Annotated in this window: 10 protein-coding genes; 9 read left to right on the top strand and 1 reads right to left on the bottom strand. The window is 64.6% G+C overall.

Features of this window, described 5'->3' with window-relative positions:
* The first annotated feature begins 114 nt into the window (after positions 1–114).
* From DIR46_RS19650 to tal, 7 genes are all read left to right on the top strand, one after another.
* Positions 115–1263, top strand: a complete 1149-nt coding sequence (locus DIR46_RS19650) for a sensor histidine kinase (protein WP_229446320.1) — start codon at positions 115–117, stop codon at positions 1261–1263.
* Positions 1257–1637 (top strand): response regulator, encoded by a 381-nt coding sequence (locus DIR46_RS19645; protein WP_109346748.1) that lies wholly within the window; start codon positions 1257–1259, stop codon positions 1635–1637. Before DIR46_RS19650 ends, DIR46_RS19645 begins: the two co-directional genes overlap by 7 nt.
* Positions 1638–1843: 206 nt before the next feature.
* Entirely contained in the window at positions 1844–3313 is a 1470-nt protein-coding gene (zwf, locus tag DIR46_RS19640) for a glucose-6-phosphate dehydrogenase (protein ID WP_109346747.1), read from the top strand.
* A 15-nt stretch (positions 3314–3328) separates the two neighbouring features.
* On the top strand, positions 3329–4183 hold the full coding sequence (locus tag DIR46_RS19635) for an SIS domain-containing protein (protein WP_109346746.1): 855 nt from the start codon (positions 3329–3331) through the stop codon (positions 4181–4183).
* Positions 4184–4294: 111 nt separating this feature from the next.
* Complete coding sequence (locus DIR46_RS19630) at positions 4295–5293, top strand: hypothetical protein (protein WP_162819576.1); 999 nt, start codon at positions 4295–4297, stop codon at positions 5291–5293.
* Between the two features lie 28 nt (positions 5294–5321).
* Positions 5322–5819, top strand: coding sequence for a free L-methionine (R)-S-oxide reductase MsrC (gene msrC / locus DIR46_RS19625; RefSeq protein ID WP_109346744.1), 498 nt, complete (start codon positions 5322–5324; stop codon positions 5817–5819).
* Positions 5820–5845: 26 nt separating this feature from the next.
* Positions 5846–6775: a transaldolase gene (gene tal / locus DIR46_RS19620; RefSeq protein ID WP_109346743.1), complete on the top strand. Its 930-nt coding sequence runs from the start codon at positions 5846–5848 to the stop codon at positions 6773–6775.
* A 61-nt stretch (positions 6776–6836) separates the two neighbouring features.
* On the opposite strand, the gene DIR46_RS19615 is transcribed toward tal, so the two are convergent.
* Complete coding sequence (locus DIR46_RS19615; protein WP_229446319.1) at positions 6837–7388, bottom strand: TetR family transcriptional regulator; 552 nt, start codon at positions 7386–7388, stop codon at positions 6837–6839.
* 235 nt (positions 7389–7623) lie between these two features.
* Here DIR46_RS19615 and DIR46_RS19610 point away from each other — a divergent pair, with 235 nt between their 5' ends.
* Both DIR46_RS19610 and DIR46_RS19605 read left to right on the top strand, forming a co-directional pair.
* Positions 7624–8946, top strand: a complete 1323-nt coding sequence (locus DIR46_RS19610; protein ID WP_109346741.1) for an efflux RND transporter periplasmic adaptor subunit — start codon at positions 7624–7626, stop codon at positions 8944–8946.
* Between the two features lie 21 nt (positions 8947–8967).
* Positions 8968–12120 carry an efflux RND transporter permease subunit gene (locus DIR46_RS19605; protein WP_109346740.1) on the top strand — a complete coding sequence of 1051 codons (3153 nt, stop codon included), beginning with the start codon at positions 8968–8970 and terminating at the stop codon, positions 12118–12120.
* Position 12121: the final 1 nt, after the last annotated feature.

Below are 12121 nucleotides of genomic sequence, written 5' to 3'. Positions count from 1 at the left end.
TAATTTTCCGAAGACTGTTATGATGACTTGACCGATGCTCGCGGTTTTCGCGAAAAACGACAACCAGGGCCCAAAATGACAAATCATCGGTTGAGCGAATTTATTCGCAGTAATATGGAACAAATTCTGCAAACGTGGGAAGACTTTGCACGGACCATCGAGCCGCCCGCCTTGACCATGGATGACGTCGAGCTCCGCGACCATGCCAGTCAAATGCTGCACGTAATCGCCGACAACCTGGCCACGACGCAGACGGACGAAGAACGGACTGCCAAATCGCAGGGCCTGGGCAAGCGCGAACGTCCGGATACGGCCGCCGAAACGCATGCCGAGGCGCGCTTGCTGTCGGGTTACACCGTCGTACAACTGGTTTCCGAGTACCGCGCGCTCAGGTCGAGTGTCCTTAGCCTCTGGATCGGCGACGAGCGGAGGGAATATGCAACAGACGTGGGCGATATCACCCGGTTCAACGAGGCGATCGACCAGGCGCTCGCGGAGTCCGTCGCACGTTACGAGTCCATGGTGAAACGATCGCAAAATATGTTCCTGGCCATCCTCGGACACGACCTGAGGAACCCGCTGAGTACGGTCGTCACCGGTTCACAATTCGTCATGGCCGCAGTCGATATTCCGCCAAGGTACATCCTGGCGGCGACCCGCATGTACAACAGCGCCAATCGCATGAGCAAGTTGATCAGTGACCTGATCGACTTCACGCGGACGCACCTGGGTCCGGGAATTCCGATTCACGTGCGGCAGGGCGACCTGGTCAAGGTGTGCGAGGAAGTCGCCAACGAATTGCGCACCTCGCAGCCAGAAATGCAGATTGATTTCCTTGCACCGGACCGCATCGAGGCGATCTTCGACGGTGCGCGGATCGGGCAGATGCTGTCCAACCTGGCGGGCAACGCCATTCAGTATGGCAATGCAGACAAGCCGATCACAATCAGGCTGCAACGCGACGCCGATCATGTCGTCATCTCCGTCAACAACCATGGCGCGCCGATCGACGCCGACAAACTGGCGCACATCTTCGATCCCCTGGTGCGCATTGCCGCGGCTTCCGGCGCCGATGAACACACCAGTCTCGGCATTGGTTTGTTCATTTCCCGCGAGATCGTCCAGGCCCATTCCGGCCGCATCGAGGTGACCTCCAGCGCGCAGGCGGGGACGACCTTCTCGGTCACCATGCCGCGTCTTCCCGCCGGTTTCACCTCTCCCGGAATCGAGCGTGACCGCACCGGCGAAAGAGCCGCGTGGTAAGGGCCGCCGCCGACCCGGGCAACGGGCTGCCACGCAAGGTGCTCGTCGTCGACGACGAGCCCGACCTGGTCGAACTGGCGCGTGTCCTGCTGGGCTACTACGGCATGGACGTGTGCGTCGCCCACGGTGGCGTCGAAGCGCTGGAGATGCTGGCAGGCGATCCCGACATCGATGCCCTGTTTTCCGACGTAATGATGCCCGGAATGAACGGGCTGGAACTGGCAGACGCCACCTACCTGCGTTATCCGCACATCCATATCCTTCTCACATCGGGCTACACGGCACCCGAACTGGCCGGTCCATACCGCCGGCGCTACGCGTACATCCCGAAACCGTACCGGATCGAGGACGTGATCGCGCGCCTGCGCCGCTGAGCCACAGCGGCATCGACCACCGTGAAAACGCTGCCGCCGCGCCGGCGGACGGTCGGAACCCGCAAGCTCTGCGCCCCAGGGATGACGGGTTATGGCACACTGGCCCCAGGATGCACGTGTAGTAGATTTACTTGATCGATAATAAATTATGTAGTAAATTTACATTACGATCCGATTGTCCTGTTACTAGCGCAGACCTATTCCTTATGGCTATTTCTGATTTCGACCTCGTTTTCTTTGGCGGCAGCGGCGACCTGGCGATGCGCAAGCTGCTGCCCGCGATGTACGCGCGCGACGTCTGCAGCGACCTGCCGGAGAGCAGCCGCATCATCTGCGTCGGCCGTGACGATGCCACGCAGGAGGAATTCCTGCGCATGGTCGAGAACAACTCGAAGCCGCACATCAAGGACACGGTCCACGAGCCGAGCTGGACGCGCTTCCTGCAGCGCATCACCTACGTGGCGCTGAACGCGACCGACGTCTCGACCTACCAGGCGCTGGTCGAGGCGCTGCGCGACGACCCCTCGCTCACCCGCGTCTACTACCTGGCCACGCCGCCGCAGCTGTTCGCCAAGATCTGCGACAACCTGGCCGCCACCGGCCTGGCGACGCCGAACTCGCGCGTGGTGCTGGAGAAACCGCTGGGCCGCGACCTGGCCTCGGCCAAGCAGATCAACCTCGACGTCGGCAAGGTGTTCGCCGAATCGCAGATCTACCGCATCGATCACTACCTGGGCAAGGAGACCGTGCAGAACCTGCTGGCGCTGCGCTTCGGGAACATCCTGTTCGAGCCGCTGTGGCGGCGCGAATGGATCTCGGACGTGCAGATCACGATCGCCGAAAAGATCGGGGTCGGCAACCGCCTGGGCTACTACGACAATTCCGGCGCGCTGCGCGACATGCTGCAGAACCACCTGCTGCAACTGCTGTGCATCGTGGCGATGGAACCGCCGACCTCGATCGCGCCGGACGCCGTGCGCGACGCCAAGCTGCAGGTATTGCGGTCGTTAAAACGCTTTACCCCGACCACGCTGTCGCAGAACATCATCCGCGGCCAGTACCGCGCCGGCTACATCGACGGCCAGCAGGTGCCCGGCTACCGCGATGAGCCCGACGCGCCCAAGAGCTCGCGCACCGAGACCTTCGTGGCCATGAAGGCCGAGATCGACACCTGGCGCTGGGCCGGCGTGCCGTTCTACCTGCGCACCGGCAAGCGCATGGCCGACCGTCTGGCCGAGATCGTGGTCCGCTTCAAGCCGATCCCGCACTCGATCTTCAACCAGCCGACGTCGAGCTTCCAGCCCAACAGCCTGGTGATCCGCCTGCAGCCGGACGAAGGCCTGTCGATGAACCTGATGGCCAAGACCCCGGGCGACTCGATGCGCCTGAAACAGGCCGAGCTCGAACTCGACTTCCGCGAGCAGTTCAAGGCGCCACGCATGGAGGCCTATGAACGCTTGCTGCTCGACGTGCTGCGCGGCCAGCTGACCCTGTTCATGCGCGGTGACGAGCTGGAAGCGGCGTGGGAATGGGTCGAGCCGATCCTCGAGCACTGGGAACAGGACGACAGCGCGCCGGCGCCATACACCTCGGGCACCTGGGGCCCGGCCGCCGCCAGCGCCCTGATCGGCCGCGACGGCCTGCAATGGCGCGAAGAATCGCTGCCGGAAGACTGACGCCCGAAACCTGCCATGCTGCTCGACTCGATCCGCACCCAACTCGACACGCTCTCCAAATCGGAGCGCAAGGTCGCGCTCGCGGTACTGGCCGCGCCTTCCGCAACCGTGAGCCAGAACATCACCGCCCTGGCGCGCAGCGCCGGCGTGTCGGAACCGACCGTGGTGCGCTTTTGCCGCACGCTCGGCTACGACGGCTGGCACGAGTTCAAGCTCAAGCTGGCGCAAGGCCTGGCGCTGGCGCTGCCCGGCGCCAGCGAGGCGCCGCACCAGGACGACCTGGCGTCGGACCTGATCAACAAGATCTGCAGCCGCTCGATCAACACCCTGCTCGACCTGCGCAACAACCTCAAGCCGGAACTGGTCCAGCAGGCGCTCGAGATCCTGGCGCGCGCCAACAAGATCGAGTTCTACGGCCAGGGCACGTCCGGCTTCGTGGCGGCCGACGCACAGCACAAGTTCTTCCGCTCGGGCGTGCCGACGGTGGCCTACACCGACCCGGCCATCCACTCGATCGCGGCGGCCCTGCTGCGCGAAGGCGATGCGGTGGTGGCGATCTCGCAGCGCGGCAACAACCCGGCGCTGACCCGTTCGGCCAAGCTGGCCAAGGCCGGCGGCGCCGACGTGATCGTGCTGGCGCCGTCCGGCACGCCGCTGGCCGAGATGGCCACCCTGCTGATCCCGATCGACCTGGTGTTCGCCACCGACCCGTACACGCCGATCTCGGCGCGGCTGGCCTACCTGGTGGTGATCGACGTGCTGGCCGTGGGCCTGGCGCTGCGCCGCGGGCCGGAATTCCGCAAGAAGATGCAGAACGCGCAAAAAGCGCTGCAGGAGTTCGACATGCAGTTCGATTCGTTCATCGGCTGAATCCGCGCTGACGGCCGCGCGCGCATTTGGTCTAGAATGGGCGCTTCCTGACGCTCGCCGATTTACCCATGGTCTTCGATTTCTCTCTGGCTGATCGGTCCTGACCAGCCAATGCCGACGTTCTACAAGCTTCTTCTATCGGCTCTTGTTGCAGCCGCCGCCCTGACGATGTGCATGGCCAAGTCCGAGCTGCGGCTGCCCGCTCCCATCGTGAAGCGCAGCGTGAGCGGCGTCGAGGGGATCGAATTGCGCCACATCGGCTTCGACCAGCCCGGCGCGGGCCCGTTCCAGCCGCTGTTCGGCCTTGACGACGCATTGCTGGCCAACTATCCGTTCGTGCTGCATCTCGACCAGGTCTATCGCCGCGCCGGTCCGGGCAGCTTCGTCGTGCATCCCCGCGGCGACGCGCGCGCGCGCTACGTGGTCGAGGAACACGCGGACCGGTCCGACGAAGGGCCGGATCGCATCACCAGCCTGTCCATCAGCGACCGCGACAGTCAGGAACTGCTCGGCCGGCAATTCCTGCGCGCCCGGCAAGGCGAAGCAGGACGCGGCCGCGTTGGCGAAGATGCCACGGCCTTCGTGCGCAGGGTGCTGGGCACTGCGGCCCCGGCCGGCAGCCGGCGCGACGAGCCGCCGTATGGCGCAGCACCCGTCACGCACGCGCCGCTGCGGGCCGGCCGCGTCGACCCTCCCATCCAGGGAGGCGATGGCTGTCCGCCTTCCTACGACATCGACACGACGGCGTCGCCCAGGCGGTTCGACGCTGGCGGGTGGTCGTTCCGGCCCTGGTCCGACGTCGACAGCTTTGCCTGCACCGGCAACTTCATCCTGGTGGCGTCGGGCGACGGCGCGCGCCTGCTGCTCGACCTGCTGGACCCGACCGGCAAGCACCTGTTCCAGACCGGGGTCGCGATGCCGCTCGACGCGCGCGCCGACGCGACGGTGCAGCGCCTGCGGGTCAACGGCGAGCGCCTGCAGATCGACGTGCATTATCACCCTGGCAAGCTCCCCGACGGCAAGCCGAGGCTGCGCCAGCGATTCCGGCTGGTCATTTCGATGACGCCGCCGGACGCTGGAGCGCCTGAGGCTGCGGTGGCTGTAAAATAGCGGTTTTCGACCAGCATTTTCGCCCGACATGCACATCAATCCCGAACGCAGCGACCGTCCCGACTATGACCTGCTGGTGCGCCAAGTGACCAGCGTCCTCGAGGGCGAGCGCGACCTGACCGCCAATGCATCCCAGTTCTCGGCACTGGTCTACGATACGATCTCCGACCTCAACTGGGCCGGCTTCTACTTCACGGTTGCCTCGAAAAAAGGCGAAGGCCAGGACTTGCTGGTCGGCCCGTTCCAGGGCAAGCCCGCCTGTGCCCGCATCCCGTTCGGCCGCGGCGTCTGCGGCACGACGGCTGTCGAACGCAAGACCATCGTGGTGCCGGACGTGCATGCCTTCCCGGGCCACATCGCCTGCGATTCGGCGTCGGCCTCGGAAATCGTCATTCCCGTGATCAAGGACGACAGGCTGATTGGCGTGTTCGATATCGACAGCCCGAAGCCGGACCGTTTTTCGGAAGAAGACCGCGCTGGCCTGGAAGCCATGCTCGCGGCATTCATTGCCGCCACCGATTTCTAATTGCGCCACACCATCCAGAGACCCACATGAACCAACTCGAACAGCTCAAGCAGTACACCACCGTGGTCGCCGACACCGGCGACTTCCAGTCGATCAAGGCCTATGCCCCGCAGGACGCGACCACCAACCCGTCGCTGATCCTGAAGGCCGTGCAGAAGCCCGAATACCGCCCGCTGCTGGAAAAAGCGATCGCGGACGCCCCTGACGCGTCGGTAGAAGCGATTGTCGACAGCCTCCTGATCGCCTTCGGCGTCGAAATCCTCAAGTATGTGCCGGGCCGCGTCTCGACCGAGATCGATGCCGCGCTGTCGTTCGACACCGAAGCCACGGTCGCCAAGGGCCGCGAGCTGATCGCCCTGTATGAAAAGAACGGCGTGTCGCGCGAGCGCGTACTGATCAAGATCGCCTCGACCTGGGAAGGTATCCGCGCCGCCGAGATCCTGGAAAAAGACGGCATCCACTGCAACCTGACCCTGCTGTTCTCGCTGTGCCAGGCAGTGGCCTGCGCCGAAGCCGGCGTCAAGCTGATCTCGCCGTTCGTCGGCCGCATCTACGACTGGTACAAGAAGTCGACCGGCACCGATTATCAAGGCGCCGACGATCCGGGCGTGCAGTCGGTCAAGCGCATCTACCAGTACTATCGCAAGTTCGGCTACGACACCGAAGTGATGGGCGCGAGCTTCCGCAACACGTCGCAGATCCTGGAGCTGGCCGGTTGCGACCTCCTGACCATCTCGCCCGACCTGCTGCAAAAGCTGGCCGACAGCGACGCGCCGGTCGAGCGCAAGCTGGTCAAGGACGACGGCGCCGACATCGAGAAGATCGCGATCGACGAAAAGACCTTCCGCTTCATGCTGAACGAAGACGCGATGGGCACCGAGAAGCTGGCCGAAGGCATCCGCGCCTTCGTCGCCGATTCGATCAAGCTCAAGCAGATGATCGAAGGCATGCGTTAAACGCCACGGCGTGATCGACGAGAACCCGGCCGTGGCCGGGTTTTTTATTGGAAATGCGCCGTCAGCGCGCCTTCAATCCCGCCAGGAAGGTATCGATCACCTCCCCACCAAGGACCATCAGGTCGAACGATTCCAGGTCGAACAGCCAGTTGCGCAGCAAGCCATCGACGATGACCCACATGCAGGTCGCGGCGTTGTGCGGATCCACGCTGGTCGGCAGCTGGCCCTTGGCGCGCGCCTCGGCCAGGTTGGCTTCCATGCGCGCGCGCCACTCGGCCACCGCTTCGCGCTTGCGCACGCGGGCCGAGTCCACGTCTTCGGTGAACTCGGTCTTGAGGGTGGCGATCTCGAACACCCGGCGCGCCTTCTCGTCGTTGACGACGATGTGCAGCACCGCCATCAGCTCGTCGCGCAGGCGCTGCAGCGGGTCGGCCACCTCGCGCTCGCCCAGTTGCTGGATGGCCGTGTCCATCGGCATCGTGGCGCGATCCATCATCGCGCTGAACAGTGCGCCCTTGTCGACAAAATGCCAATCAATCGCGCCGCGCGTCACTCCCGCCGCGGTCGCGATATGCTGTAATGTCGTTCGTGAAACACCCTGTTTAGCGAACAAGATTTCTGCTGCATCAAGAATGCTGTCGCGGGTCGCCGCTGCTTCTTCCTTCGTCCTGCGAACCATTTCTTTTGAGTAACCCTCGAATTAAAAGGTGCTTAAAACATTTTACATACAGTCGTGATAGTATATAAAACTATTCGCAAAAGCCAGTGTTGATCTCGCATCCCATGCATATGTTGTTGACCGGGGTGTGACATCGACAAGTATTTCTAACTAGAAGGATGCACACGTAATGCGCTCTGCCAACTCCTCATCGATGTCCCTCACCCGGGTCGCAGCGGCCACCATGGCTGCGGTGGTCCTGCTGTCCGCCTGCGGCAAGAAAGACGAAGCGGCCAAGGCCGGCGCTCCCGCCGGCCAGCAGATGCCGGCCCCCGCAGTCGGCGTCGTCACCGCCGCCTTCCAGACCGTCGCGCTGCAGAACGAACTGCCGGCGCGCGTGGAACCGATCCGCACCGCCCAGGTTCGTGCCCGCGTCGACGGCGTGGTGCTCAAGCGCTCGTTCACCGAGGGCAGCATCGTCAAGCAGGGCCAGTCGCTGTTCACCATCGATCCGGCGCCTTACCAGGCCCAGCTCGCCGCAGCGCGCGCCGACGTCGCGCGCGCCGAAGCCAACCTGGTGGCGTCGCGCGCCATCGCCGAGCGCTACAAGCCGCTGGTCGAGGCCAACGCCGTCAGTAAACAGGAATTCGACAACGCCGTCGCCGCCCAGAAGCAAGGTGAGGCCGAAGTCGCCGCAGCCAAGGCCCAATTGCGCGTCGCGCAGATTAATCTCGGTTACACGAATGTGAACGCTCCCATCAGCGGCCGCATCGGCCGCGCGCTGGTGACCGAAGGCGCCCTGGTGTCGGCGACCCAGTCGACCGAGCTGGCGCTGATCCAGCAGACCGACAGCATGTACCTCAACATCACCCAGTCGGCCACCGAGCTGCAGCGCCTCAAGAAGCAGGGCGGCGGCGCCGACAACGTGCCCGTGACCGTGCTGCTGGAAGACGGCACCGAACTGGCGCAGCGCGGCAAGCTGCTGTTCTCGGACGTGACGGTCGACCAGGGCACCGGCCAGGTCACGCTGCGCGCCACCGTGCCGAACCCGGACAACGCCCTGCTACCGGGCCAGTACGTGCGCGTGCGCGTTGCGCAGGCCACGCTGCCGAACGGCATCCTGATTCCCCAGCAGGCAGTCACCCGCGGCGGCCAGAACGGCGACACCGTCACCGTGATCGGCGCCGACAACAAGCCGGTTCCACGCCAGGTCAAGATCGCCTCGCAGCAGGACGAGAGCTGGGTCGTCACCGGCGGCCTGAAGGAAGGCGAAAAAGTGATGGTCGACGGCTTCCAGAAGCTGCAGATGCTGCCGCCAGGCACCCCGGTCAAGCCCGTGCAATGGACGCCGGCGGGCGCGCAGCAGGCTCCGGCCCAGGCGGGCGCACCGGCGGCCCAGCCGAATGCCGCCGGCGCCAAGGCAGCCGCCGGCACCGAGGCGCCGGGCGCGCGCACCCCGAACGCCGGTTCTCCGGCCGCGGGCGCGACCACGCCAGCCGACAGCAGCCGCTAAGAACAACGATAGGACTTTCCAATGGCACGTTTTTTTATTGACCGCCCAATTTTTGCATGGGTGATCGCGCTATTCATCATGGTGCTCGGTGGCGTCGCCATCAAGCAACTGCCGATCGCGCAGTACCCGACCGTCGCGCCTCCCTCGATCGTCATCAACGTCGCCTACCCGGGCGCATCGGCGCAGACCCTCGAAGACTCCGTCATCTCGATCATCGAACGCGAGATGAACGGCGCCCAAGGCATGATCTACATGGAATCGACCAGCCAGGCCAACGGCAGCGGCTCGATCACCATCTCGTTCGAAACCGGCACCGACCCGAACCTGGCGCAAGTCGACGTCCAGAACCGGCTGTCGCGCGCCACCCCGCGCCTGCCGCCGGCCGTGACCCAGCAGGGCGTGCGCGTCGACCAGGCGCGCTCGAACTTCCTGCTGTTTACGATCCTGTCGTCGGATGACCCGAACATCACCAATATCGAACTGGGCGACTATGCCTCGCGCAACGTGCTGCCGGAAATCCAGCGGATCACCGGCGTTGGCCAGGCCCAGCTGTTCGGCACCGAGAAGGCGATGCGCGTCTGGATCGACCCGACCAAGCTGGTCGGCCTGAACCTGTCGCCGGCCGACGTCACCGCCGCGATCTCGCAGCAGAATGCCCAGGTCGCTTCCGGCACCATCGGCGACCTGCCGGTGGCCAAGGGCCAGCAGATCAGCGCCACCGTGATCGTCACCGGCCAGCTGTCGAACGTCGAACAGTTCGGCAACATCGTGCTGCGCGCGAATCCGGACGGCTCGACCGTGCGCCTGAAGGACGTGGCGCGCATCGAGATCGGCGGCCAGGCCTATGCCACCACCGCCCGCCTGAACGGCAAGCCGTCGGCCGGTATCGGCGTGCAGCTGGCGCCGTCGGGCAATGCGCTCCAGACTGCCGAGCTGATCAAGGCCCGCATGGCCGAGCTGCAGAAGTACTTCCCGAAAGGCATGAAGTACTCGATTCCTTACGACTCGACCACCTTCATCGACATCTCGATCGAACAAGTGGTGCACACCCTGGTCGAAGCGATCGTGCTGGTGTTCCTGGTGATGTACCTGTTCCTGCAGAACATCCGCTATACGCTGATCCCGACCATCGTGGTGCCGATCGCCCTGCTGGGCTCGTTCGCCTGCCTGCTGGCGCTGGGCTTCTCGATCAACGTGCTGACCATGTTCGGCATGGTGCTGGTGATCGGTATCGTGGTCGACGATGCCATCGTGGTGGTGGAAAACGTCGAGCGCATCATGAGCGAGGAAGGTTTGCCGCCGCTGGAAGCCACGCGCAAGGCGATGGGCCAGATCTCGGGCGCCATCATCGGCGTGACCGTGGTGCTGATCGCGGTGTTCGTGCCGCTGGCCTTCTTCGCCGGCGCGGTCGGCAACATCTACCGCCAGTTCTCGGTGGTGATGGTGACCTCGATCGGCTTCTCGGCCTTCCTGGCGCTGACCCTGACCCCGGCGCTGTGCGCGCACCTGCTCAAGCCCGTCGAAGCCGGCCATCACATGGACAAGAAGGGCTTCTTCGGCTGGTTCAACCGCAACTTCACCGCCGGCGCCAAGAAATATGAAGGCTTCGTCGGTGCGATCCTGAAACGCGCCGGCCGCTGGATGGTCGTGTTCGCGGTGCTGGTCGCCGTGGTCGCCCTGATGTTCACCCGCATGCCGAACGCCTTCCTGCCGAACGAAGACCAGGGCTATGTGATCGCCAACATCCAGCTGCCGCCAGGCGCCACCGCCGAGCGTACCGGCGCCGTGCTGCGTTCGCTGGAAGAGTTCGTGATGAAGCAGCCCGAGACCGCCAACATCGTGGCCGTGACCGGCTTCTCGTTCTCGGGCCAGGGCCAGAACATGGGCCTGGCGTTCATCCCGATGAAGCCATGGGACGACCGCAAGGGAGACGGCCAGGACGCGCAATCGTTCGCAGGCCGCATCACCGGCCACATGGGCGCGGTGCGCGACTCCTTCATCTTCGTGGTGAGCCCGCCGCCGATCCCCGAACTGGGTACCGGCACCGGCTTCTCGTTCCGCCTGCAGGACCGTGGCGGCAATGGCCACAACGCCCTGCTGGCCGCACGTAACCAGCTGCTGGGCATGGCCATGCAGAGCAAGGTCCTGACCGGCATGCGTCCGGAAGGCCTGGAAGACGCGCCGCAGCTCAAGCTGAACATCGACCGCGACAAGGCGCAAGCCCTGGGCGTGACGTTCGGCGCGATCAATACCGCACTGTCGACCTCGCTGGGTTCGTCGTATGTGAACGACTTCCCGAACGCCGGCCGCCTGCAGCGCGTGATCGTGCAGGCCGATGCGCCGCAGCGCATGCAGCCGGACGACCTGCTGCGCATCAATGCACTGAATACCCAGGGCCAGCCGGTGCCGCTGTCGTCGTTCGCGAGCACCGAGTGGACCACCGGCCCGATGCAGACCAACCGCTACAATGGCTATCCGGCGATGAAGCTCACCGGCGAACCGGCCCCGGGTTACTCGAGCGGCGATGCGCTGGAAGAAATGCAGCGCCTGGCGGGCCAGTTGCCGGCCGGCTTCGCCTTCGAATGGACCGGCCAGTCGCGCGAGGAAATCCTGTCCGGCTCGACCGCGGGCATCCTGATCGCCTTCTCGCTGCTGGCGGTGTTCCTGGCCCTGGCCGCGCTGTATGAAAGCTGGACGATTCCGGTTTCCGTGATGCTGGTGGTGCCGCTGGGCGTGCTCGGCTCGCTGATCGCGGCCAATATGCGCGGCCTGCCGAACGATGTCTACTTCAAGGTCGGCCTGATCACCATCATCGGCCTGGCGGCGAAAAATGCGATCCTGATCGTCGAATTCGCCAAGGACCTGCAGGCCGAGGGCAAGACGCCGTACGAGGCGGCGCTGGAAGCGGCCCATCTGCGCTTCCGTCCGATCATCATGACCTCGCTGGCCTTCATCCTCGGCGTGCTGCCGCTGGTGATCGCGGGCGGCGCCGGTTCGGCATCGCAGCGCGCCATCGGTACCGGGGTGATGGGCGGCATGATCACCGCGACCGTGCTGGGCGTGATCTTCGTGCCGGTCTTCTTCGTGGTGGTCCGCACGCTCTTCAAGGGCAGCGACCGCCAGCAGAAGATGTATGCGACTCAACATCAGAAGCACGTAGAAGAAGGAAGCTAAC

Origin of the sequence: Massilia oculi (assembly GCF_003143515.1) — a bacterium.
Classification (GTDB): domain Bacteria; phylum Pseudomonadota; class Gammaproteobacteria; order Burkholderiales; family Burkholderiaceae_D; genus Telluria; species Telluria oculi.
The sequence above is the reverse complement of the archived record's forward strand: the minus strand, read 5'-3'. Positions and strand labels throughout refer to the sequence as shown.